This is a genomic window from Klenkia terrae (assembly GCF_037083865.1).
Lineage (GTDB): Bacteria > Actinomycetota > Actinomycetes > Mycobacteriales > Geodermatophilaceae > Klenkia > Klenkia terrae.
Window position 1 is genome coordinate 82282 of record NZ_JBAPLV010000007.1, and the last position, 22414, is coordinate 104695.

25 protein-coding genes are annotated in these 22414 nt (G+C 73.9%); 16 read left to right on the plus strand and 9 right to left on the minus strand.

The genetic code is table 11. The annotated features are described in order from the left end of the window. The first annotated feature begins 61 nt into the window (after positions 1-61). From UXQ13_RS08480 to UXQ13_RS08535, 12 genes are all read left to right on the plus strand, one after another. Positions 62-637, plus strand: a complete 576-nt coding sequence (locus UXQ13_RS08480) for a TerD family protein (RefSeq protein ID WP_225232183.1) — start codon at positions 62-64, stop codon at positions 635-637. A gap of 27 nt (positions 638-664) precedes the next feature. After that, positions 665-1243, plus strand: a complete 579-nt coding sequence (locus UXQ13_RS08485) for a TerD family protein (RefSeq protein ID WP_091249022.1) — start codon at positions 665-667, stop codon at positions 1241-1243. Positions 1244-1412: 169 nt separating this feature from the next. Then, on the plus strand, positions 1413-1949 hold the full coding sequence (locus UXQ13_RS08490) for a hypothetical protein (RefSeq protein WP_225232182.1): 537 nt from the start codon (positions 1413-1415) through the stop codon (positions 1947-1949). A 66-nt stretch (positions 1950-2015) separates the two neighbouring features. Next, positions 2016-2591, plus strand: a complete 576-nt coding sequence (locus UXQ13_RS08495) for a TerD family protein (RefSeq protein WP_225232181.1) — start codon at positions 2016-2018, stop codon at positions 2589-2591. Positions 2592-2628: 37 nt separating this feature from the next. Next, the gene (locus tag UXQ13_RS08500) at positions 2629-3855 is read left to right on the plus strand and encodes a toxic anion resistance protein (protein WP_225232180.1); all 1227 of its coding nucleotides are present in this window, start codon (positions 2629-2631) and stop codon (positions 3853-3855) included. Between the two features lie 29 nt (positions 3856-3884). Continuing rightward, on the plus strand, positions 3885-4367 hold the full coding sequence (locus tag UXQ13_RS08505; protein WP_225232179.1) for a hypothetical protein: 483 nt from the start codon (positions 3885-3887) through the stop codon (positions 4365-4367). A gap of 54 nt (positions 4368-4421) precedes the next feature. Further along, positions 4422-4976 carry a TerD family protein gene (locus UXQ13_RS08510; protein ID WP_225232178.1) on the plus strand — a complete coding sequence of 185 codons (555 nt, stop codon included), beginning with the start codon at positions 4422-4424 and terminating at the stop codon, positions 4974-4976. Next, on the plus strand, positions 4973-6037 hold the full coding sequence (locus tag UXQ13_RS08515; RefSeq protein WP_336392192.1) for a hypothetical protein: 1065 nt from the start codon (positions 4973-4975) through the stop codon (positions 6035-6037). The genes UXQ13_RS08510 and UXQ13_RS08515 overlap by 4 nt, the downstream gene beginning before the upstream one ends. Beyond that, the gene (locus UXQ13_RS08520) at positions 6034-7218 is read left to right on the plus strand and encodes an HpcH/HpaI aldolase/citrate lyase family protein (RefSeq protein WP_225232176.1); all 1185 of its coding nucleotides are present in this window, start codon (positions 6034-6036) and stop codon (positions 7216-7218) included. Before UXQ13_RS08515 ends, UXQ13_RS08520 begins: the two co-directional genes overlap by 4 nt. Next, positions 7215-9698, plus strand: a complete 2484-nt coding sequence (locus UXQ13_RS08525; RefSeq protein ID WP_225232175.1) for a phosphoribosyltransferase — start codon at positions 7215-7217, stop codon at positions 9696-9698. Before UXQ13_RS08520 ends, UXQ13_RS08525 begins: the two co-directional genes overlap by 4 nt. An 8-nt stretch (positions 9699-9706) precedes the next feature. Then, positions 9707-10519 (plus strand): Cof-type HAD-IIB family hydrolase, encoded by an 813-nt coding sequence (locus UXQ13_RS08530; RefSeq protein WP_225232174.1) that lies wholly within the window; start codon positions 9707-9709, stop codon positions 10517-10519. 63 nt (positions 10520-10582) lie between these two features. Then, on the plus strand, positions 10583-11086 hold the full coding sequence (locus UXQ13_RS08535; RefSeq protein ID WP_225232173.1) for an OsmC family protein: 504 nt from the start codon (positions 10583-10585) through the stop codon (positions 11084-11086). Between the two features lie 61 nt (positions 11087-11147). Here the strand turns inward: UXQ13_RS08535 and UXQ13_RS08540 are convergent, their stop codons facing one another. Continuing rightward, a complete protein-coding gene (locus UXQ13_RS08540) occupies positions 11148-11420 on the minus strand; it encodes a hypothetical protein (protein WP_225232172.1) in 273 nt (90 codons plus the stop codon). A 439-nt stretch (positions 11421-11859) separates the two neighbouring features. Between UXQ13_RS08540 and UXQ13_RS08545 the strand changes: the two genes are divergently transcribed. After that, positions 11860-12327 (plus strand): DUF3145 domain-containing protein, encoded by a 468-nt coding sequence (locus UXQ13_RS08545; RefSeq protein ID WP_263639344.1) that lies wholly within the window; start codon positions 11860-11862, stop codon positions 12325-12327. Between the two features lie 226 nt (positions 12328-12553). Here UXQ13_RS08545 and UXQ13_RS08550 read toward each other — a convergent pair whose 3' ends face one another. The 6 genes from UXQ13_RS08550 to UXQ13_RS08575 all read right to left on the minus strand — a co-directional run bounded on the left by UXQ13_RS08550 (position 12554) and on the right by UXQ13_RS08575 (position 19113). Further along, positions 12554-13966, minus strand: coding sequence for an acyl-CoA carboxylase subunit beta (locus tag UXQ13_RS08550; RefSeq protein WP_225232170.1), 1413 nt, complete (start codon positions 13964-13966; stop codon positions 12554-12556). A gap of 36 nt (positions 13967-14002) precedes the next feature. Continuing rightward, on the minus strand, positions 14003-15244 hold the full coding sequence (locus UXQ13_RS08555) for a beta-ketoacyl-[acyl-carrier-protein] synthase family protein (RefSeq protein WP_336392193.1): 1242 nt from the start codon (positions 15242-15244) through the stop codon (positions 14003-14005). Positions 15245-15338: 94 nt separating this feature from the next. Continuing rightward, entirely contained in the window at positions 15339-15581 is a 243-nt protein-coding gene (locus tag UXQ13_RS08560) for an acyl carrier protein (protein ID WP_225232168.1), read from the minus strand. 63 nt (positions 15582-15644) lie between these two features. Then, positions 15645-16625 carry a beta-ketoacyl-ACP synthase III gene (locus tag UXQ13_RS08565; protein ID WP_225232167.1) on the minus strand — a complete coding sequence of 327 codons (981 nt, stop codon included), beginning with the start codon at positions 16623-16625 and terminating at the stop codon, positions 15645-15647. Beyond that, entirely contained in the window at positions 16622-17827 is a 1206-nt protein-coding gene (locus UXQ13_RS08570; RefSeq protein WP_225232166.1) for an acyltransferase domain-containing protein, read from the minus strand. The genes UXQ13_RS08565 and UXQ13_RS08570 overlap by 4 nt, the downstream gene beginning before the upstream one ends. A 116-nt stretch (positions 17828-17943) precedes the next feature. Continuing rightward, positions 17944-19113: a PucR family transcriptional regulator gene (locus UXQ13_RS08575; RefSeq protein ID WP_225232165.1), complete on the minus strand. Its 1170-nt coding sequence runs from the start codon at positions 19111-19113 to the stop codon at positions 17944-17946. 32 nt (positions 19114-19145) lie between these two features. Between UXQ13_RS08575 and UXQ13_RS08580 the strand changes: the two genes are divergently transcribed. Together UXQ13_RS08580 and UXQ13_RS08585 are read left to right on the plus strand one after the other, a co-directional pair. After that, positions 19146-19802: a phosphatase PAP2 family protein gene (locus UXQ13_RS08580; RefSeq protein WP_225232164.1), complete on the plus strand. Its 657-nt coding sequence runs from the start codon at positions 19146-19148 to the stop codon at positions 19800-19802. Further along, a complete protein-coding gene (locus tag UXQ13_RS08585) occupies positions 19787-20359 on the plus strand; it encodes a pirin family protein (RefSeq protein ID WP_336392194.1) in 573 nt (190 codons plus the stop codon). The genes UXQ13_RS08580 and UXQ13_RS08585 overlap by 16 nt, the downstream gene beginning before the upstream one ends. Here UXQ13_RS08585 and UXQ13_RS08590 read toward each other — a convergent pair. Together UXQ13_RS08590 and UXQ13_RS08595 are read right to left on the minus strand one after the other, a co-directional pair. Next, positions 20356-20835, minus strand: coding sequence for an SRPBCC family protein (locus UXQ13_RS08590; RefSeq protein WP_225232162.1), 480 nt, complete (start codon positions 20833-20835; stop codon positions 20356-20358). The genes UXQ13_RS08585 and UXQ13_RS08590 overlap by 4 nt on opposite strands. After that, entirely contained in the window at positions 20832-21143 is a 312-nt protein-coding gene (locus UXQ13_RS08595) for an ArsR/SmtB family transcription factor (protein ID WP_225232161.1), read from the minus strand. Before UXQ13_RS08595 ends, UXQ13_RS08590 begins: the two co-directional genes overlap by 4 nt. 67 nt (positions 21144-21210) lie before the next feature. Here UXQ13_RS08595 and UXQ13_RS08600 point away from each other — a divergent pair, with 67 nt between their 5' ends. Beyond that, on the plus strand, positions 21211-22413 hold the full coding sequence (locus UXQ13_RS08600) for a M20 metallopeptidase family protein (protein ID WP_225232160.1): 1203 nt from the start codon (positions 21211-21213) through the stop codon (positions 22411-22413). Position 22414: the final 1 nt, after the last annotated feature.

Consider the following 22414-nt stretch of genomic DNA (forward strand, 5'->3'; position numbering starts at 1 on the left):
CCGCGGGGGTCCCAGTACAACCGGGGTCCCTCACCCACCTGCGAGGAGACGGAGACATCGCGTGGTAGTCAGCTTGAACAAGGGTGGCAACGTCTCGTTGACCAAGGAGGCCCCTGGCCTGCGCGCGGTCACCGTCGGCCTGGGCTGGGACGCTCGCACGACCGACGGCAAGCCCTTCGACCTAGACGCATCGGCCATCGGCTGCCGCGCCGACGGCAAGGTCGCCTCCGACGAGCACTTCGTGTTCTTCAACAACCTGCGCAGCCCCGACGGGGCGATCGAGCACACCGGCGACAACGTGACCGGTGAGGGCGCCGGCGACGACGAGCAGATCAAGGTCGACCTGGCCGGCGCGCCCGCCGACCTGGACCGCGTCGTCTTCCCCGTGTCGATCTATGAGGCCGACAGTCGCGGCCAGAGCTTCGGCCAGGTCCGCAACGCCTTCATCCGCGTGGTCAACCAGGCCGACAACGCTGAGATCGCGCGCTACGACCTCTCCGAGGACGCATCCACCGAGACCGCGATGGTGTTCGGCGAGCTGTACCGCAATGGCGCCGACTGGAAGTTCCGGGCCGTCGGCCAGGGCTACTCGACCGGTCTGGGCGGCATCGCCGCCGACTTCGGCGTGAACGTCTGACCTGAACCACGACGAGGGGAGCGGATCATGAGCGTGAGCCTGAGCAAGGGCGGGAACGTCTCGTTGACCAAGGAGGCGCCCGGTCTGACCGCTGCCCTCGTCGGTCTGGGCTGGGACGCCCGGACGACGTCGGGGAACGCCTTCGACCTGGACGCGTCGGCGCTGCTGGTCGACGCCGGGGGCAAGGTGCTGAGCGATGCGCACTTCGTCTTCTTCAACAACCTGACCTCGCCGGACGGTTCGGTGACCCACACCGGTGACAACCTCACCGGCGAGGGCGACGGCGACGACGAAGCGCTGACCGTGGACCTGCCCACCGTCCCGGCGGCCGCGGACAAGATCGTGTTCGCGGTGTCGATCTACGAGGCCGAGAACCGGGGACAATCGTTCGGTCAGGTGCGCAACGCCTTCATCCGGGTGGTGAACCAGGCCGACGGCGTGGAGATCGCCCGCTACGACCTCTCCGAGGACGCCTCGACCGAGACCGCGATGATCTTCGGCGAGATCTACCGGCACTCGGGTGACTGGAAGTTCCGCGCCGTGGGCCAGGGCTACACCTCCGGGCTCGCCGGCATCGCCCGTGACTTCGGCGTGGACGTCGGCTGATCCCGTGCCCATCGATTACACGAAGCGCCCGGCCGTCCCCCCCTCCGACGGCCCGTCGTGGCCTCCGCCCGCCGGGCCCCCGCCGGGACCCCCGCGCAAGGTCACGCTAACCAAGTCCGCGCCCACGGTTTCCCTGACCAAGAAGGCGTCGGCCGGCGGGGTGCTACGGGTGAACCTCAACTGGACGGCGCGCCCGCCCGGTCAGCAGGGCGGGTTCTTCGCCCGCCGCGAGCCCGACATCGACCTCGACCTGGGTTGCCTGTTCGAGTTCACCGACGGCACCAAGGGCGTCGTCCAGGCGCTCGGCAACTCCTTCCGCGCGGGTCTGCCCGGCGCGCCGTCCCCGGCGATCTGGCTGGACGGCGACGACCGCTCGGGCGCGAACTCCGGCGGGGAGAACCTGTTCGTCGACCTGCAGTACGCCGCGCACATCAGCCGGGTGCTGGTCTTCGCCTACATCTACGAGGGGGTGCCGAACTGGGCCGCGGCCCGGGCGCTGGTGACCCTGACCCCGCCCGACGGCCCGCAGATCGAGGTGGCCCTCGACGAGCCGCGCGCCGGTGCCACCACCTGCGCCGTGGCCCTGCTCGCACCCTCGGCGGGGGACCTCGCGGTCCGCCGCGAGGTCCGCTACGTCGACGGAGCACAACCCCAGCTCGACGCCGCCTACGGGTGGGGCATCCGGTGGAGCTCGGCCCGCAAGTAGCCCGGGGATGCACAAGGCATCCCGACCGTTGACGACGCACCGCCCCCCGACACGAGGAGTCCCCGCATGAGCGTCAACTTGAGCAAGGGCCAGAAGGTCTCGCTGGCTAAGCGCGACGGCGGCCAGCTGACCCGGGTCCGCATGGGCCTGGGCTGGGACGCGATCAAGAAGAAGGGCTTCTTCGGCAGCCGGGACCAGTCCATCGACCTCGACGCCTCGGTGCTGATGTTCGACGCCGCCGGCCAGCTGGTCGACCAGGTGTGGTTCCAGCAGCTGCGGAGCAAGGACGGCTCGGTGCAGCACACCGGCGACAACCGCACCGGCGCCGGGGACGGCGACGACGAGTCGGTGAAGGTGGACCTGACCAAGCTCCCGGCCGCGGTCACCACGCTGGTCTGCACGGTGAACTCCTTCACCGGGCAGGACTTCTCCCAGATCGCCAACGCCTTCTGCCGGCTGATCGACGAGACCACCGAGACCGAAATCGCTCGCTACGAGCTCAGCGGCTCGGGTCGGCACAACGCCCAGATCATGGCCAAGGTCTCCCGCGACGGCGCCGGTTGGTCAATGACCGCGCTCGGTGTCCCGGCCTCGGGCCGCACCTTCCGCGACCTGCTCCCGGCCATCGCCGGCTCCCTGTAGTCCCACACCACACCACCGCACCCAGGAGACAGCCACCATGTCCGAGCTGGACCTCGGTTCCTCGTCCACGCCCACCGCCGCTGGGCCGAGCGCACCCGCCGGGGGCGCGCTGGTGCTCCAGCCCCCGGCCCCCGTGGTGCTGGTGGCGCCCGAGCAGGCCGCCGGTGCGGTGACGCTGGAGACGGCCAAGCAGGTGGAGCTGCGCAGCAAGGCCACCGCGTTCGTCACCGACCTGGTCTCCCTGGACACCAAGTCACCGGCCTTCGCACAGAAGGTCGGCTCCATCACGGCGATGGGCGACAAGGAGATGCGGTCTTCGGCGGCGGTCTCCAACCGCATGCTCGACCGACCGGCGGCAGCCATGGGGGCCAAGGGGAAGGACGCCGACGCGCAGACGCGGGTCTCCAACACCCTCATCGACCTGCGCCGCACGGTCACCGACCTGGACCCCAAGCGCTCGGACCTCACCGGGGTCAAGAAGGTGCTGAAGTGGCTGCCCGGCGGGGACAAGATCGACCGCTACTTCGACAAGTACAAGTCCGCCCAGTCGCACCTCAACGCGATCATCAAGGCGCTGGACTCCGGTCAGGACGAGCTGCGCAAGGACAACGCGGCCATCGAGACCGAGAAGGCCAACATGTGGACGACCATGGCCAAGCTGCGGGAGTACAACGAGCTGGCCACGGCCCTCGACGAAGCGCTGGAGGGCAAGGTCGCCGAGCTGGAGGCCGCCGGGCGCACCGACGACGCCAACACCGTCCGCTCCGACGCGCTGTTCCCGGTTCGTCAGCGGCGACAGGACATCACCACCCAGATGGCGGTCGCGGTGCAGGGCTACATGGCCCTGGACCTCATCCGGCGCAACAACCTGGAGTTGATCCGCGGCGTCGACCGGGCGCAGACCACCACCGTGGCGGCCTTGCGCACCGCGGTGATCGTGTCCCAGGCGCTGAGCCGCCAGAAGCTCGTCCTCGACCAGATCAACGCGCTGAACACGGTGACCTCGGACCTCATCCAGTCCACGTCGGAGCAGCTGCGCATCCAGGGCGCGGCCATCAACGAGCAGGCGGCCTCCTCGACCATCGACGTCGCCAAGCTGCAGGCCGCCTTCGACAACGTGTTCGCCACCATGGATGCCGTCGACACCTTCCGGGCCCAGGCCGTGACCTCCATGGCCGACACGGTCCGGGCGCTGGAGGGACAGCTCGAGCGGGCGCAGCCCTACCTGGCCCGGGTCCGCGCGAACGAGGCCATCGAGGGTTGAGCCGGTCGTGAGCACCGGGGAGAGACACCGTGGCCTGGTTCCGGCGTAGCGAGGAACTGGAGGTCGCCCCGGTCGAGGCGGACCGGGAGGACACACCGGCCGCACTGGACGCCGAGATCGCCGGCGTCGTCCGCCTGGTCAACGCCGCGGCCGGCGACCTCCCGGTGGCCTCGGTGGTGGCGGCCCGGCGGATCACCGACCTGCTGTCGGAGGTGGTCCGCACTTCCGACGTCCGCCCGCTCGACGTCTACGCGGCCATCTCCGTGCGTGCCACCGCCACCGACTACCTGCCCACCACGGTGCGCGGCTTCGTGGCGCTGGACCCCGATCTGGTCGACGTCCCGGCGACCTCGGGTGTGACCCCGGCCCAGTCGCTCGCCGCCCAGCTGGAGGCGCTCGAGGGGGCCGCCGAAAAGGTGCTGCAGGCCGCGCGGCGGCAGGACGTCGATGCGCTGATGACCCAGGGCAGCTTCCTGCGCACCAAGTTCTCCGGCTCCGACCTCGACCTGTGAACCGAGCCCTGTGACCCGACCAGCACCACCTGAGAGGCGAGCACCGTGGCACGCATGACCCGCGGGGCCAACGTGGCCCTGACCCGGGAGATCCCCGGCCTGACCAGCCTGGTTGTCGGGGTGGCCTGGGACGCCGGCAGCGAGCGGGTGCTCGCGGAGAACCTGGTCCTCGCGCTGCTGCTCTGTGGCCCCGACAGCCGGGTGCTGTCCGACCGCCACATGGTGTTCTTCAACCAGCTGACGTCCCCCGAGGAGTCCGTGGCCGCCCGCGACGAGGCGCTGGACGGCGACCAGGAGCAGATCGAGGTCGACCTGCGCAGGGTGCCCGCCGAGGTGTCCCGGCTGGTCGCCGTGGTCTACGTCAATGAGGGCACCGCGCAGCGGCGCACCCTGGGCCAGCTGCGCGCGGTTTCGGTGGTGGTCCGGGACGCCAGCACCCACCGCGAGCTGGTCCGCTCGGAGGACCTCGCCCCGGTGTTGCAGGCTGAGACCGCCCTGGTGCTGGGCGAGGTCTATCGACACGGGGGCGACTGGAAGTTCAAGGTCGTCGGCGAGGGCTACCGCAACGGGATCAGCGGCATCGCCGGCGACTACGGGTTGCCGTTGTGATCCTGGCCCCGGGCGACGCCCCGGCACGCCCGGACCTCGACTGGCTCCGGCACCGCAGCCGCCGCGGGTCGCCGGCCGAGCCAGTGACCGCCGACGCCGCGCCGGGCGGGTTGGTCGACTTCCTGGCCGGCCGGACCACCCGCCGGCAGCCCGACCAGGCACCCACCCCGCAGCCTGTGGCGCCTTCGCAGGTGCCGGTGGGCTTGGACCTCGACCTCGACCTCGACCTCGACCTGGACCTGGACCTCGACCTCGGGACGTCGGGCGGGGACCTGCTCGACCTCTCGGCGCCGGCGCCCCGGCCGGTCCCCGCTCCGGCCCCGTCCTCCAGTGACCTCGACCTGTCCGACCCGCGGCCGGCCACCCCGCCGGCCGCCCCGCCGTCCGCGGCGTCGGACCTGGACCTGTTCCCCGAGGCCCCGGCGCCCCCCACCGCTCCGCCGGCGCGCTCGCCCGCACCTGCCCCGCGACCCGAGCGCGTCATCCGCACGGTGCCGCGGGTGGCCCCCGGTGGCCGTGTCATCCTCACCCGCCGCGAGCCCACGGTGACCCTGGACCGGGTGCAGTCCGGCGTCGGTGCGCTCACCGTGACCGCGGTCTGCTCACCTGCCGTCGGCGACCTCGTACTGGGCGCGGTGCACCAGCTGGGCGACGGCAGCTCCGGGGTGGTGAGCCGCACCGCGGGCATTCCGACGGCCCCGCCCCGCTCGCGCCGCCCGGTGCTCGAGGCTGGTCGCGGCGAGTTCGACCAGATCCGGGTCGACCTCCGGCAGACCCGGTTGCTGCGCCGGTTCGTCGTCTACGCGCAGTCGGCGTCGGAGTCCTCGCTGGCCTGGGGCGGCACCCTGCTGATTGCCACCCACGGCGGTTCCAGGGTGGAGATCCCGCTGGACCTGCCCGCCCACGACGGCCCGGTCGTCGTCGCCTCGGTCTACGTGGTGGACGGCGAGTTGGTGGTCCGCGCCGAGCTCGAGCCTGTACGGGGGCTGGTCCGCGACGTCGCGCAGGCCTACGGCTTCCGTGCCATCACCTGGGCCGACGCCCGCACCCCGGTGCTGTGAGCGCGCCCGCCCGGGCACTCCCGCTGCGGCACTTCGCGCACCTGGACCCTGCCGACGAGGCGCGACTCTTCCTGCACCCGCCCCAGCCGGTGGACCCCGCCGGCGACGCCGAGGTCCTTGCCCTGTCGCTGGGCGCCACGCTCTACCTGCCCGCCGACCGGCCGACCCTGGCCGGCGACGTCCGCCGGCAGCGCGCCGCGGGGGTGACCAGCGTCGTGCTCTGCCTCGAGGACGCGATCGCCGACGCCGACGTCGAGACCGCGCAGGCCAACCTCGTCCACCACGTCCGCGACCTGGCCGCCTACTCGGGTCTGCCGCTGGTCTTCGTCCGGGTCCGCCGCGCCGAGCAGGTGGGCGAGCTCGTCGACGCGCTGGGGGAGGCCGCCGCCGTCCTCACCGGTTTCGTGTTGCCCAAGTTCAGCGGCGCCACCGGCCCGGCGTTCCTGGACGCGGTGGGTGCTGCGTCGGCCCAGCTCGGTCGGTCGCTGCGGGTCATGCCCGTCGTTGAGTCCCCCGAGATGGCCCACGCCGAGACCCGGGTCGACGCGCTGGTGCAGGTGCGGGACCTGCTCGCCGACCACCGGGACGAGGTCCTCGCCGTCCGGATCGGCGCGACCGACCTGTCGGCCGCCTTCGGCCTGCGGCGGCGCCGCGAGCTGACCGTCTACGACGTGCGCGTCGTCGCCGACGCCATCGCTGACGTGGTGAACGTGCTGGGACGGGCCGACGGCACCGGCCACGTCGTCACCGGCCCGGTGTGGGAGTACTTCAACAGCCCCGACCGGGTGTTCAAGCCGCAGCTGCGCGAGACCCCGTTCCGGGAGCACGAGGAGCGACCGCTGCGGGCGAACCTGCTGGCCCGCGACCTGGACGGCCTCATCCGCGAGGTGGTGCTCGACCAGGCCAACGGCCTCAACGGCAAGACCGTCATCCACCCGACGCACGTGGCCGCCGTGCACGCCCTGTCGGTGGTGCCGCACGAGGAGCACGCCGACGCCCTCGACGTCCTCGGTACCGGTGCCGGCGGCGGGGTGGCCGCGTCGTCCTACCGGAACAAGATGAACGAGTCCAAGCCGCACCGGGCTTGGGCCCACAGGCTGGTGCAGCGGGCCCACGTGTTCGGCGTCGCCCGTCCCACGACATCCTTCGTCGACCTGCTGGGCGCCGGGATGCACCGGTGAGCGGCCCGGTCTGGACCGGGGAGTGGGTGCAGCGCGAGCTGGACGTCGCGGTCACCACCACCGGCGCTGCGGGGTCCCTGGACGTCGCCGACCTGGTGGGGATGGCCGTGCGGGTCAACCCGCGGCGGGCCCACCTGCTGGTCAGCCGGGTGCTCGGCAAGCACGTGCCGGCTGACCCCGACGTCGTCCGCGGCGCCGGGATGCTGCTCGGGCGGCTGGTCGCCGACCGGTTGGTCGGGGTGGACAGCGGTGTGGCCGCGACCGGCGGTGACCTGCTCGCCGCCGCCCTCCGCGGGGACGGCGCCGCCGCGGCCCAGCTGGTCGAGCTCACCCGGTGGACGGCGGACCGCGGCCGGTGCGACGTGCTCGTGCTCGGGTTCGCCGAGACCGCCACGGGCCTGGGGCACCTCGTTGCCGATGCCCTGGATGCCGACGTCCTGCACTCCACCCGGCGACCGGTCGGCATGACGCCGTTCGGCACCTTCGAGGAGGTGCACTCCCACGCGACCGGTCACCTGCTGCTGCCCGACGACCCGGCGCTGTTCGCGGGGGACCGGCCGATCGTGCTGGTCGACGACGAGCTTTCGACCGGGGCCACCGTGATGGACACCATCCGCGGACTCCAGGCCGTCGCCTTCCGACCGCGGTGGGTCGTCGCGAGCCTGGTCGACCTGCGCACCGGGGCCGCCCGCGACGAGCTCGACCGCTTCGCCGCCGACCTCGGGGTGCAGGTCGACGTCGTGGCCCTGGCCGGCGGGGTGGTCGGGCTGCCCGCCGACGTGCTGGCCCGGGGGACCGCGCTGGTCGCCCGGCGGACGGCTGCACTGGCGCCCGACCGGACCGGCCGCCACGGTGGCCCGGTGGTAGAGGTGCACGCTGACGTCCCCCGCGACGGCGGGCGGCACGGCTTCACCCCGGCGCACCGCCGAGTGCTGGACGCCGCACTGCCGCGGGTGGCCGAGCAGGCGCACCGGGCGTTGGGGTCGCCGGCCGGCCGGGTGTTGGTGCTGGGGACCGAGGAGCTGGTCCACCTGCCGGTGCGGGTGGCCGGGGAGCTTGCCCGGCGTGGCCTCGACGTCCGTGTCTCGAGCACCACCCGCTCGCCGGTCCTACCGATCGACGACCCGGGTTACGCCGTCCGAACCGCGCTGCGCTTCCCCAGCCACGATCGGCCGGCCGACGGGCCCGGGCCGCGGTTCGCCTACAACGTCGCGCCGGGTGCCGGGTCGACCTCGTTCGCCGCCGCCGTCCTCGTCGTCGACGACGTGTCCCACGACTGGGCGGACGACGACCCCGCTGCGCTGCCCGCCGTGCTGGCCGCGGCCGTCGACGGGCCGGTGGTGGTGCTCACCGTGCCCAGCCACCGGCCTCCGCCGCAGCCGCTGCGCGGACCGGACTTCGGCTCCTACGCGCCCGACGAGGTGGGGTGGCTGCTCACCGACCTCTCCGACGTCCCTCTGGAGGCCCCCGTGGAGGACCGCGAGCGGGCGATCCAGTCCGGGCGTGCGCACTATTCGGAGTCCCTGCCGGTGGAGTACCAGCCGGGGCCGGCCTACCTCGAGCTGTTCGAGCAGGCCCTGGCGACCTCGTCGGCGCGGCTGGCCGAGGCGGTCGGCGTGGTCACCGAGCGCGTGCTGGCCGGGCGGTCGCGTCCGCCGGTGCTGGTGTCGCTGGCCCGCGCTGGGACGCCGATCGGCGTGCTCATGCGCCGGTGGGCGGCTACCCAGGGCGTCGACGTGCCGCACCTGACCGTCTCCATCGTCCGCGACCGCGGGCTGGACCCGCGAGCCCTGGACCACCTGGCCGCTCACCACGACCCGGCCGACGTGGTCTTCGTCGACGGCTGGACCGGCAAGGGCGCGATCACTCGTGAGTTGCACGCCGCTGTGCAGGAGGTCGAGCAGGCGCGCCCCCGGGGCTTCCGCCCGGAGCTCGCCGTCGTCGCCGACCCGGGCGCGTGCACGGGTCTGTTCGGCACCCGGGAGGACTTCCTCATCCCCTCGGCGTGCCTGAACTCCACCGTCTCCGGGCTGGTCTCGCGCACCGTGCTGCGGGCGGACCTGGTCCCACCGGGCGGCTACCACGGGGCGAAGTTCTACCGGGAGCTCGCGCCGCAGGACGTGTCCGGCCGGTTCCTGGACACCGTGTCGGACTGCTTCGCCGCCGTCGTCGACGATGTGGCACGCACACTCGCCGTGCCGGTCGACCGCACCCCGACCTGGGCCGGCTGGACCGCGGTGGAGGAGGTGGCGGCCGGGTTCGGCATCACCGACCTGAACCTGGTCAAGCCTGGGGTGGGGGAGACCACCCGGGTGCTGCTGCGACGAGTGCCCTGGAAGGTCCTGGTGCGCCCGGACCGCACCGCAGAGCTGGCCCACGTGCTGCACTTGGCGCGCGACCGCGGGGTCGAGGTGGAGACCCGGGAGGGCATGCCGTTCTCCTGCATCGGCGTCATCCGGCCCGGCGGCGAGGTCGCGTGAGGGGCGGGGTGCTCATCGCCACAGACCTGGACCGCACGCTGGTGTACTCCTTGGCCGCAGCTGGGGAGCCTCGTCCCGGCGAGCCAGGGTGGGTGGTCGTCGAGCACCTGGACGGTCGGGCGATCTCGCACATGTCCGTCCTGGGGGCCGGGCGGTACGAGGCGCTGGCCCGCCGCTGGCCGGTCATCCCGGTGACCACCCGGACACCGGCCCAACTGGCCCGCATCCGGCTGCCCGGCCCGCCGGCCCGGCACGCGGTGGCGGCCAACGGTGCCGTGCTGCTGGAGGACGGCGAGGCCGACCCCGCATGGGCGGAGAGCGTGGCGGCCGCCCTCACCAACGTCGCCCCGCTGGCCGAGGCCCAGGAGGCGCTGGCCCGTGCGTGTACCGGAGACCCCACGGCCCGCCGGCACACCGTGCCCGGCCTGTTCTGCTATGCGGTCGTGGACCGACCGGCGTTCACCGACGAGCGCCTCGACGCCTTGCGCGCCTGGGGCGCGTCAGCTGGGTGGGGGGTGTCGCTGCAGGGACGCAAGCTCTACCTGGTCCCTGTGGTGCTTGCCAAGTCCGCGGCGGTCGCCGAGGTGGCGCGGCGGACCGGGGCCACGACCGTGCTCGCCGCGGGGGACTCGTTGCTGGACACCGACCTGCTGGAGTTCGCGCACCTGGCCGTCCGGCCCGGGCACGGCGAGCTCGCCGACCGCGGCTGGACCCGGCCGCACGTCACCGCGCTGACCGCCACGGGAATCCGGGCCGGGGAAGAAGTGCTCGCCTGGTTCAGCGCGCGGGCCGCGGAGGTGACGGCTACCGGCGCTGGGTGACCGGGCGGGGGCGGTTGCCCCCCGGGCAGGATGGTCCTCGACCCCTCGAGGAAGGTTCAACCCATGGATGCTGCCGCACTGCGCGAGATGCAGGCCCCGATCAAGCAGAGGTACAAGGACGACCCAGCCGCCGCGCTGGCGCACCTGCACGCCGCGGGTGACTTCCGGGACGAGGGCATCACCGCGACCATCGACACCTGGTCGGGCCCGCAGCGCGCCGGGTTCCACGAGACCACCGGCGGCGACGGCTCGGACGCCTGCTCCGGCGACATGCTGCTGCAGGCCCTGCTCGGCTGCTCCGGCGTGACCCTGCGCAGCGTGGCTACGGCGATGAGCATCGACATCCGAAGCGCGAAGCTCACCGCCCGCGGGGACATGGACGCCCGAGGCACCCTCGGCGTCTCCCGCGACGTCCCGGTCGGCATGACCGGCATCGAGGTCGTCATGGAGATCGACACCGACGCCGACGACGAGAAGCTGGCCACCCTGGCCAAGCTGACCGAGCGGTACTGCGTGGTGGCCCAGACCCTCAAGGTGCCGCCGACGATGACGATCCGCCGCGCCTGACCGCGACGGAAGGAGCCCCGCACCTCAGCTCGAGGTGCGGGGCTCCTGTCGTGCCGGGGACCTAGTCGAGCGCCAGCTCCGCGCAGACCACGCACCCGGGGGTGCGGCGCTGGTCGGGCCAGATGGCGGCCCCCTCGATGCGGGCCACCTCCCGCCCGCAGAGGGCGTAGACGATCTCGGAGGGTCCGGGTTCGCAGGCGTGCCAGGGGCCGCTGGAGTCCACGATCGGCGTCCCGCTGACGCCGTTCCAGAGCACCTGCACGGCGGCCTGGCCGCAGACGAAGGTCTCCTGGCTCAGGACCGAGTGCCGGCCGCGTCGCTGTGTCGAGGTCACGCAGCGACCATGGCAGCTCCACACAGGGTCACCGGGTCGACAGACCGCACGCGGCGTAACGACACAGTCACGTTCGGCCAACCTGACCCTTGGTCCCCAATCGCCCCACCGATTGGTCACCTGGGCCCGATTCGTCCAGCGACATCTGCCTGCTGCCCCGTTCGGCACCCCAGTCCACTTGTCGACATGTGTGGTCGTGGCAGGACACGCTCATCGCCACATGAACCCCACCCGCCACTTCTGGCACACCTGGGCCCGCGGTTCGAACCCGCAGTAGCGCGGAGGCGTGGTAGTCGGGCAGACTGTCCCGAGCACTCCGCTCCACCCGTTCGAGCTACGCACCGCCATCACCGAGTCAGGTCCGTTGGGGAAGACGAGACCCGTCTTGATCCGATGGAGGTGCACTGTGCAACGACGGTCTACGCAGGGTGTTGTCTTCGTGCACGCGTGCCCGAAGGCTCTCTGCCAGCACGTCGACTGGGCCCTCGAGCGGGTCATCGGCGGGCCGGTGAGTTTGTCCTGGGCTGAACAGCCCGCGCAGCACGGTGCCTACCGTGCCGAGGTCGCCTGGACCGGAGCCACCGGGACCGGTGCGAAGCTCGTCGCTGCCCTCAAGGCGTGGCCGATGCTGCGCTTCGAGGTGACCGAGGAGCCCAGCCAGGGCAACGACGGCGAGCGCATGGCCTACGTGCCCGGGCACGGCGTCTTCCGCGCACCCATGTCCGCCAACGGCGACCTGGTGGTGACCGAGCAGCAGCTCCGCCACCTGGCCGCCACGGCCGGCTCCGGTGAGGCCTTCCGGCACGGCGTCGACGAGCTCCTGGGCGCGGCCTGGGACGACGACCTCGAGGTCTACCGCCACGCCGGCGACGGCGCCCCCATCAGCTGGCTGCACCAGGTTGTCTAGGCCTGTCGGGTAGCCCCTCCGTCTGGGTCCGCGTCGTCCCCCCCTGACCCCGGAGGCGGCCCCACCCCAGACCAGTACGCACCGCGGCCCGGCACCTACCAGGGTGCCGGGCCGCAGTGCTGTTCCCGTCAGCAGCTGTTGATCATCGCGATCCGCAGGCGGGACACGCCGGCGGGCGGCGCGTCCCACCTGCAGGTGACGATGATCAACTGTAGGGAGGGCGCCCTCAGAGCGGGATGTTGCCGTGGGCGCCGCGGCCCGCGGGGGCGGCGGCCAGGGCGGCCACCAGGCGCTTGCGGGTCTGCGCCGGCTCGACGACGTCGTCCACGACACCGATCTCGCGGGCCCGGGCCACGCCGCCGGCGATCCGCTCGTGCTCCAGCGCGAGCTGGGCGTGCAGCGCCTCCCGCTCACCCGGCTGCGCCGCGGCCAGCTTCTTGCGGTGCAGGATGCCGACCGCGGCCTTGGCGCCCATGACGGCCACCTCGGCGCCCGGCCAGGCGTAGACGGCGGTGGCGCCCAGCGAGCGGGCGTTCATCGCGATGTAGGCACCGCCGTAGGACTTCCGGGTCACCAGGGTCACCCGCGGCACGACCGCCTCGGCGAAGGCGTGCAGCAGCTTGGCGCCGCGGCGCACGACGCCGTCCCACTCCTGGCCGACGCCGGGCAGGTACCCGGGGACGTCGACCAACACGACCAGCGGGACGCCGAACGCGTCGCACATGCGCACGAAGCGGGCCGCCTTCTCCGCCGAGGGGGAGTCCAGGCAGCCACCCAGGCGCAGCGGGTTGTTGGCCACCACGCCCACGGTGCGGCCGGCCAGCCGGCCCAGCGCGGTGATCACGTTGGGGGCGTACCGGCTCTGCAGCTCCAGCGGCGGGCCGTCGAGCAGCGCGGTGATCATCGGCTTGACGTCGTAGGCGCGCTGCTTGGCCTCGGGCAGCATCGCGGCCAGGTCGACGTCGGCCTCGCCCTCGGTGCCGGCGAAGGTGCCCTGCGCGGCGAGCAGGTCCACCGCCTCGCGGGCGGTGTCCAGCGCGCTCTGCTCGGTGTCGGTGACGATGTGCACCACGCCCGAGCGGCGGCCGTGGGTGTCCGGCCCCCCGAGGGCCTCCATGTCGACCTGCTCGCCGGTGACCGAGCGGACGACGTCCGGACCGGTGACGAACACCCGGCCCAACGGACCCATGACGACCAGGTCGGTGAGCGCCGGGCCGTAGGCCGCGCCACCGGCGGCCGGGCCGAGCACGACCGAGATCTGCGGGATCCGGCCCGAGGCCCGGATCATCCCGGCGAAGACCTCGCCGACGGCGTGCAGCGCGGTGACGCCCTCGGCCAGCCGGGCGCCGCCGGAGTGCCAGATGCCGACGACCGGGACGTGCTCGCGCAGTGCGGTGTCGATGGCGTCGACGATGTGCCGGCAGCCGTCCACCCCCATCGCCCCGCCCATGATCGTGGCGTCGGTGCAGTAGGCGATCGCCGGGGAGCCCTGCACCTGACCGCGCGCGGCCAGCGCACCGGAGGTGTCCCGGGGCATCAGCAGCTGCATCGTGCCCGGGTCGAAGAACCGGGCGAGCCGGTCCTCGGGGTCGCGCGGGTCCGGCTCGACCGCGGTCGGGGCGGGGTGGACGGTGGTCATGGCGACCTCCAGGTCGGGTGCAGCAGGAGGACGGGATCAGGCGGTGGTGAAGACCAGCGCCATGTTGTGGCCGCCGAAGCCGAACGAGTCGTTGAGCGCGGCGGAGAAGGTGGCCTTGCGCGGCTCGCCGCGGACGATGTCCAGCTTCTGGACCGCGGCGGCGTCGTCCAGCTGCTCGATGTTCTGCGTGCCCGGGATGACCTGGTCGCGCAGCGCCAGCAGGCAGAACACCGACTCCAGCGCACCGGCCGCGCCGAGCAGGTGCCCGGTCTGGCTCTTGGTCGCCGCGACCGCGGCGTGGTCGCCGATGGACTCAAGGATCGCGGCGGCCTCGGCGATGTCGCCGACCGGGGTGGAGGTGGCGTGCGCGTTGACGTGGCCGATGTCGGCGGCGGTCAGGCCGGCGTCGCGCAGCGCAGCACCGATGGCGCGCTGGGCGCCCTCGCCCTCGGGGTGCGGGGCGACCAGGTCGTAGCCGTCGGAGGTGCCGCCGGCGCCGGCCACCCGGCCGTAGACCTTGGCGCCGCGCGCCTTGGCGGCGTCCGCGCGCTCGAGGACCAGGCAGGCGGCACCCTCGGCCAGGATGAAGCCGTCGCGGCCGGCGTCGAAGGGGCGGGAGGCGTGCTCGGGGTCGTCGTTGCGGGTGCTCATCGCGCGCATGGAGGCGAAGCCGGCCATGGGCAGCGGGTGCACGCAGGCCTCGGCGCCGCCGACCAGCACCACGTCGGCGCGGTCCAGGCGGAGCATGTCCAGGCCCCAGCGGATCGCCTCGGCACCGGACGCGCAGGCGCTCACCGGGGCGTGCACGCCACCGCGGGCGGCGATCGCCAGGCCGACGGCCGCGGCGGGGCCGTTGGGCATGAGCATGGGGATGGTGAAGGGGGAGACCCGCTTGGGGCCCTTCTCCTCCAGGATGTCGTCCTGGCCGAGCAGGGTCAGCGCGCCGCCGATGCCGGTGCCGATGACGACGGCGACCCGCAGCGAGTCGTAGCCGGCGTCGCCCGCGCCGGAGTCGGCCCAGGCCTCCTCGGCGGCGACCACGGCGACCTGCTGGCTGCGGTCCAGCCGGCGGGAGCGGACCCGGTCGATCTTCTCGGCGGGCTCCTCCGCCAGCCGGGCGACGAGCTGGGCCGGGAACGGCTGGACCCACTCGTCGGTGATGCGGGTGACCCCGGACCGGCCGGCCAGCAGGGCGTCCCAGGTGGAGGGGACGTCGGCCCCGAGGGGCGTGGTCGCACCGAGACCGGTGACGACGACGTCGCCGTTGTTGAAGTTCACGTTCTTTCCTCCTGGGACAGGTGAGCGGATGGAACGGCCTCGTCGCAGGGCCCCAGGACGTGCGGAGCACGTCCTGGGGGGCGACGAGGTCCTTCTACTGGTGCTTCTCGATGAAGCTGATGGCGTCGCCGACGGTCTTGATGCCGCCGAGCTCGTCGTCGGGGATGGCCACGCCGAACTTGTCCTCGACGGCGGTGGCGATCTCGACCATGGACAGGGAGTCGACGTCCAGGTCCTCGGTGAAGGACTTCTCGGGGGTGGCGTCGGCGGGTGCGACGCCGGCGACCTCTTCCAGGATCTCGGCGAGGCCGGACTGGATCTCGGCGGTGCTGGCCACGGGGGCTCCTCTTCGTCTTCGGGTCAGGGGGTCGTGCGGCCGGGCGGCGGGGCCGCCCGGGGTTCAGGGGAGCCGGACGACCTGTCCAGCGAAGGTGAGCCCGGCGCCGTACCCGAGCAGCAGCGCGAGGTCGCCGCTCTTGGCCTCGCCGGACTCGAGCAGGGCGGAGATCGCCAGCGGGACCGAGGCCGAGGACGTGTTGCCGGCCTGGACGACGTCGCGGGCGATCACGGTGGACTCGGGCAGCTTCAGCCGCTTGGCCATCAGCTCGATGATCCGCAGGTTGGCCTGGTGCGGGGCGAAGACGTCGATGTCCGCGGCGGTCACGCCGGCGCGGTCCATCGCCTCCTGCAGGGTGTCGGTGAGCTTGGTGGTGGCCCAGCGGTAGACCGCCTGGCCGGCCATCGTCAGGTTGCCGGCGTCGGGCTCGCCGGGGGCCGGGATGGAGATGGCGTCGCGCTGGTCGCCGTCGCTGCCCCAGACCACCGGGCCGATGCCGGGCTCGTCGGAGGGACCCAGCACCATCGCGCCGGCGCCGTCGGCGAAGATCACCGCGGTGGAGCGGTCGGTCATGTCCACCACGTCGGTGAGCTTCTCGACGCCGACGACCAGGACGTTGCGGGCCGAGCCGGCGCGGATGGCGTCCGAGGCGGCCGCGAGGGCGTAGCAGAACCCGGCGCAGCCGGCGTTGACGTCGAAGCCGCCGGGCCGGGGGATGCCCAGCCGGTAGGCGACCTCGGGGCCGGCGCCGGGGATCTGGGTGGGCAGGCTGCAGCTGGCCACGACCACCAGGTCGACGTCCTCGGGGGACAGCCCGCTGGCCGCCAGCGCCTTGCCGCCGGCGGCCACCGACATCTCCACGACGGTCTCGTCGGGCTCGGCCCAGCGGCGCTCGGCGATGCCGACCCGGCTCTGGATCCACTCGTCGTTGGTGTCCATGCTCTGCGCGAGCTCGTCGTTGGTGACCCGCCGGCGGGGGCGGTAGGCCCCGACGCCGAGGATCTGCGCGCCGGCGGGACCGGTCGGCAGGGTGATGGCGCTCATGCGGAGACCTCCGGGTAGAGACGGGCCAGCGGGTCGCCGGCGTCGACCAGGTCGCCCTCGGCGACCAGCCACTCGGCCAGGACGCCGGCGTACCCGGCGGCCACGTCGACGGTCTCCCGACGGCCGGTGACGGTGGCGAGCTTGGCGCCGGCGGGCAGCGCGGTGCCCTCCTCGATGGCCACCGGGGAGATGGAGCCGCGGGCGGGGGAGACCACCACGCGCCAGTCGGGCTGGTACTCGGCCTCGGCGCGGCCGCGCTCGGCGGCGATCAGCTCGCGTGCCCGGTCGAGGTCGGCCGGGCTGCTGATGGCCAGCACCTCGACGTCGTGGACGCCCTTCCAGTCGCGCTTGGCCAGACCGGCCAGCGCGCCGGCCGGGGGCAGCTCGATCACCGCGGTGACCCCCAGGCCGCGCAGGGTGTCCAGGCAGGCGTCGAAGCGGACCGGGCTGGTGACCTGGCTGACCAGCCGGTTCAGCACCCCGGCGCCGGTCTCGACCGCGGAGCCGTCCTTGTTGGAGATCAGCAGGCGGGAGGGCTGCGCGGGCCGCAGGCCACCGATCAGGCCCTCGAGCTCGGTGCGGGCCGAGGCCATGTAGTCGGTGTGGAAGGCGCCGGCCACCGACAGCGGCATGACCCGGGCCTTCGCCGGCGGGGCGGCCTTCAGCGCGGCCAGTCCCTCCAGCGACCCGGCGGCGACCACCTGACCGGCGCCGTTGACGTTGGCGGGGGTGAGGCCGTGGGTCTCGATCGCGGCCAGCACCTCGGCGGGGTCGCCGCCCAGGACGGCGGACATCCCGGTGGGCGTCTGCGCGCAGGCCCGGGCCATGGCGCGGCCGCGGACCGCGGTCAGCGCGATGGCCGCCTCGATCGACAGCACCCCGGCCAGCACGGCGGCGGTGAGCTCGCCGACGCTGTGCCCGGCGATGACGACGTCCCGTCCGGTCTGCGGCGTGTGCGCCACCGGTCCGGGCAGCCCACCGAGCTCGCGGGCGACGAACAGCGACATCGCGACCACCAGCGGCTGGGTGACCGCGGTGTCCTTGATCGCCTCGGCGTCCCCGGTGGTGCCCAGCGTCAGGAGGTCGGCGTCGGCGACCGCACCGGCCCAGCGGAAGAAGGACTCGGCGCCGGGCAGCTCCAACCAGTCGGTGAGCATCCCGGGCTTCTGGGCCCCTTGACCGGGGGCGAGGACGGCGAGCACGTGGCCCACGGTGCCAGTCGCGGGCTCCTCGTGGGCGGTCGAGGCCCACGAAGAACACCGGTGATCTTCAGTAGGGTTCCTACAAATCTGTGAGCCGTGGTGCGGTGTGCCACAGCTCAGGACCAGAGGGAGCGTCCACCGTCCAGGGCGGACAGCGCCAACGCCACCTGCAGCGTCCAGCCGCCCCGGGGGTCGGTGGCCGACAGCCCGGTGAGCTCGGTGGCCCGCTTGAGGCGGTACCGGACGGTGTTGGGGTGCACGAACAACGCCCGCGCGCTGGCCTCCAGGTTGCCGCCGCTGGCCAGCACCGCCCGGACGGTGTCGGGGACCCCGCCGCCGGCGGCCTCCAGCGGCTGGGCGACCCGTTCGGCCAGGGCCGTGCGGGCCAGCGGGTCGCCGTCCAGGGCGCGCTCGGCGAGCAGGTCGTCGGCGGCCACCGGGCGGGGCGCGCCGGGCCAGGCGACGGCCGCCCGCAGCCCGGCGAGGGCCTCGGCGGCGGAGTCGCCGGCCTGCGCGAGGGAGTCCACGGCCGGGCCGACGACGACCGGCCCGGGACCGAACTCCCGGGACACCCGCTGCACCACCGGGTCGAGGTCCGGCAGCCCGCCGAGGACGACGACCAGCTGGTCGGCGTGCACCCCGACCAGCACCTCGGCGCGCAGCGAGCGGGCCGCCCGGCGCACCGCGGAGTGCAGGTCGTCGACGTCGGGTGCGGTGCGCCCGACCAGCACGAGCACCGGCGCCGTGGTCGCCCAGCCCAGCGCGGCGGTCCGGCCGGGGAGCTCGTCGGAGCGCTCGCCGCGGACCAGCGCGTCGACCACCAGGGCCTCCAGCCGGGCGTCCCAGGCGCCGCGGCTCTCGGCGTAGCTGGCGTAGACGTGCGCCGTGGCGAAGGCGACCTCCCGGCTGTACTGCAGGACGGCGAGCCGCAGCACGTCGGCCTCGCCGGGACCGACCACCTGGCTCAGCCGGTCCTCGACGACCTCGACGGTCACCTTGATCAGGTCGACGGTCTGCTTGAGCGGGACGGCGCGGACCAGCTCGCGGGGCGCGGCGCCGAACACCTCGCCGGTGAGCCGGGGCGGCCGCCCCGGGTGCCGGCACCACTCGACCAGCGACGCGATCCCGGCCTGGGCGACCAGCGTGACCCAGGACCGCTGGTCGGCCGGCATCGCCCGGAACCAGGGCAGCGTGTCGTCCATCCGGGCGACCGCCTGGGTGGCCAGCGACCCGGACGCGCGCTCCAACCGCCGGAGCGTCGCCTCGGAGGGTCCCGCCGTGGTCACGTGGTCAGCCTGTCATGGGGCAGGCTGACCACGTGACGACGGCGCAGCGGGTGCACCCGATCGGGGTCCGCCTGCTGCCGGTCGCCGCGTGTGCGCTGGTCGTCGTCCTGCTGGGGGTGGGGGTGGCCACCGGTTGGGCCCCGCAGCTCCGGCTGGACGACGCGGTCAGCCGGGCGCTCTACGCCGGCGACGACCGGTCCCGCACGGTGTCCGTGGTGCTGGAGGTGCTCACCGCCCCGGGGTTGTCGGCGTTCCGCTTCCTGGTGTTCCTGCCGGTCGTCGTCCTGCTGCTGCGGGCGCGCCGGTGGGTGGCCGCCGCGTGGGTGACCGTGTCGGTGGTCGGGGTGGGGGTGGCGAACTCCGGGCTCAAGGAGCTCGTCGGCCGGGTGCGACCGGGCTTCGCCGAGGGCGGGGCGCAGGTGGACTCGCTGTCGTTCCCCAGCGGCCACTCCGCCGGCATCGCCTGCCTGGTGACCACGGCGCTGGTGCTGGCCTGGCCCGGCCTCTCCCGCGCGGGCCGCCGGTGGTGGACGCTGGCGGGCGTGGCAGCGGTCGTGGTCGTCGGCTCCACCCGGATGCTGCTGGGTGTGCACTACCTGTCCGACGTGGTGGCCGGCTGGGCGTTCGGCGTCGGCTGGACGCTGCTGGTCGTCGGCGTGGCCCGGGGGGTGCGGTGGACGACGGCCTGAGCTCCCGCCCCCTGGTCGAGCCCACCGACGGCTCCGGCGGACCCCTGCTGCGGATCGCCGAGGACCGGCTGATGCCCGGGGCCGGCTACGGCGCGCACCACCACGCCGACGTCGACGTGGTGGCCGTCGTCCTGGCCGGGTCGCTGGCGCACAACTGGGGCGGGCGGGCGACGCTGCGGGCCGGGGACGTCGGCGTGTTGCGGGCGGGCACGGGGCTGGTGCACGACGAGGTGGCCGGCGCCGACGGCGCGCACGTGCTGCAGACCTACCTGCGCACCCGGTCGCCGGGCCAGGAACCCGGACACCGGACGGTGCGCTGGGCAGCCGGGCTGGGTCGCGGCTGGGTCGACCTCGGCCGCCCGGACGCCCGGCTCTGGGTGGCCCGGGTGCAGGCCGACGACACCGTCGCGGTGCCGCCGGGCCTGCGGGTGGTGGCCACCCGGCAGCGGGTCTGGGCCGGCCCGCTGCCCACGCAGGGCGAGGGCCGGGTGACCGGGCCGGCGACGGTGTGCGTCTGGCAGCTGGACCGGGCCCGCCCGCTGTGGGCGGTCGACTAGCCCGCGAGTGCGCGGTAGCGGGGGAGCAGCTCGCCGAACGCGGCGTCCCAGTCGTGCCCGACGCCGGCCAGCCGGGCGGCGAGGGCGTCCAGGTGGGCGTGCCAGCCGGCGCCGTAGCCGGGCGCCTGGTCGGTGCGCAGCAGGCGGTGGACCAGCGTGAGCTCGGTGCCGCCCTCGACCGCGACCAGGTCGTACCGGACGACGGACCGGTCCTCGCCCGGGTAGTGCCAGCCGTGCTCCAGGGTGCGCGGCGGGTCCCAGGTCAGCACGGTGCCGGTGGTCAGCGAGTCCTCGCCGTCGAACTCGATGCGGACGGCGCCGCCGACCCGGGGCTCGATCGTGGCCGGGGCGAGCCAGACGGCCAGGTCGGCGGACTCGGTGAGCGCTGCCCACACCCGTTCCGGGCTGGCCGGGAGCACCCGGACGAAGGTGACGGTGCGCCGGCCGTCGGCGATCGCGGAGAAGGTGCCGGTCATGTCGGGTCTCCCTCGGTGAGGTGGTCGGCCAGCCGGTCGAGGGCCGCCGTCCAGTGGCTGCGGTAGCGGTCGACCCAGGCGTCGACCTCGGTGAGCGGTGCGGCGTCGAGCCGGTAGACCCGGCGCTGGCCCTCGACCCGCACCCGGACCAGCCCGGCCTCGCGGAGCACCCGCAGGTGCCGGGACAGGGCGGGCTGGGTGAGGGCCGGGGCGGCCTGCCCCAGGTCGCCGGCGCTCCGCTCACCGCCGGCCAGCAGGTCGAGGACGGCGCGGCGGGTCGGGTCGGCCAGCACGGTGAACACGTCCACCCGTCGACCATATGAGGGGCAGTGCATATACGTCAAGGGTGATGAGCAGGTGGGGGAGACTGACCCGATGACCGACGACACCGCGCTGCTCGCCGCCGCCCGAGCCGATGCCGACCGCACCGTCGACCTGCGTCGCCGGCTGCACCGCCGTCCCGAGGTGGGGCTGCAGCTGCCCGAGACCCAGGCGATGGTGCTGGAGGCGTTCGCCGACCTGCCGGTGGAGGTGACGACCGGGCGGTCGACGTCCTCGGTGGTCGGGGTGCTGCGGGGTGCCCGGCCGGGGCCGACCTACCTGCTGCGCGGGGACATGGACGCGCTGCCGCTGCAGGAGGACACCGGTCTCGACTTCGCCTCCGAGATCCCCGGCGCGATGCACGCCTGCGGGCACGACACCCACGTGGCCATGCTGCTGGGCGCCGCGCGGCTGCTGGCCGACCGCCGCGACGAGCTCGCCGGGCAGGTCGTGTTCATGGTGCAGCCGGGGGAGGAGGGCCACCACGGCGCGCGGTTCATGCTCGAGGAGGGGTTGCTGGACGCCGTCCCGGAGGCGCCGGTGAGCGGGGCGTTCGCGCTGCACATCAGCACGTCGTTCCCGACCGGGACGATCAACGTGCGGCCCGGCCCGATGATGGCCGCGGCCGACCACTTCCGGATCACGATGCGCGGCGCCGGCGGGCACGCCTCGACCCCGCACGTGACCGCCGACCCGGTCCCGGTCGCCGCGGAGATCGTGCTGGCGCTGCAGTCGATGGTCACCCGCCGGGTCGACGTCTTCGACCCCGCCGTGGTCACCGTCGGGCACATCAGCGCCGGGACGACGAACAACATCATCCCGGCGACCGCGTTCCTCGAGGGCACCATCCGGACCCTGTCCGCAGAGCGCCGGGCCGACGTGGTCGCCCGGGTGCAGCGGGTCGCCGAGCACGTCGCGGCCGCGCACGAGCTGGTGGCGGAGTTCGAGCGGGTCGAGGGCTACCCGGTGACCGTCAACGACGCCGTCGTCGCCGGCCAGGTGGAGTCCGTCGCCGCCGGGCTGCTCGGTCCGGCGATGAGCCTGCCGATGGTCGACCCGCTGATGGGCGCCGAGGACTTCTCCTACGTGCTGGAGCGGGTGCCTGGCGCGATGGCCTTCCTCGGCGCCTGCCCGCCGGACCTGGTGCCCGACCAGTCCCCGGGCAACCACTCGAACCTGGTCGTCTTCGACGAGGCCGCCCTGCCGGCAGGTGTCGCGATGTACACCGCGATGGCCCTCGCCGCCCTCACCCCCTAGC

What these genes read in the sequence shown, in the direction of transcription:
- UXQ13_RS08485 (WP_091249022.1), top strand. Translation starts at nt 665, where the DNA reads ATGAGCGTGAGCCTGAGCAAGGGCGGGAACGTCTCGTTGACCAAGGAG.
- UXQ13_RS08495 (WP_225232181.1), top strand. Translation starts at nt 2,016, where the DNA reads ATGAGCGTCAACTTGAGCAAGGGCCAGAAGGTCTCGCTGGCTAAGCGC.
- UXQ13_RS08500 (WP_225232180.1), top strand. Translation starts at nt 2,629, where the DNA reads ATGTCCGAGCTGGACCTCGGTTCCTCGTCCACGCCCACCGCCGCTGGG.
- UXQ13_RS08510 (WP_225232178.1), top strand. Translation starts at nt 4,422, where the DNA reads ATGACCCGCGGGGCCAACGTGGCCCTGACCCGGGAGATCCCCGGCCTG.
- UXQ13_RS08535 (WP_225232173.1), top strand. Translation starts at nt 10,583, where the DNA reads ATGGATGCTGCCGCACTGCGCGAGATGCAGGCCCCGATCAAGCAGAGG.
- UXQ13_RS08550 (WP_225232170.1), bottom strand. Translation starts at nt 13,966, where the DNA reads ATGACCACCGTCCACCCCGCCCCGACCGCGGTCGAGCCGGACCCGCGC.
- UXQ13_RS08565 (WP_225232167.1), bottom strand. Translation starts at nt 16,625, where the DNA reads ATGAGCGCCATCACCCTGCCGACCGGTCCCGCCGGCGCGCAGATCCTC.
- UXQ13_RS08590 (WP_225232162.1), bottom strand. Translation starts at nt 20,835, where the DNA reads ATGACCGGCACCTTCTCCGCGATCGCCGACGGCCGGCGCACCGTCACC.
- UXQ13_RS08600 (WP_225232160.1), top strand. Translation starts at nt 21,211, where the DNA reads ATGACCGACGACACCGCGCTGCTCGCCGCCGCCCGAGCCGATGCCGAC.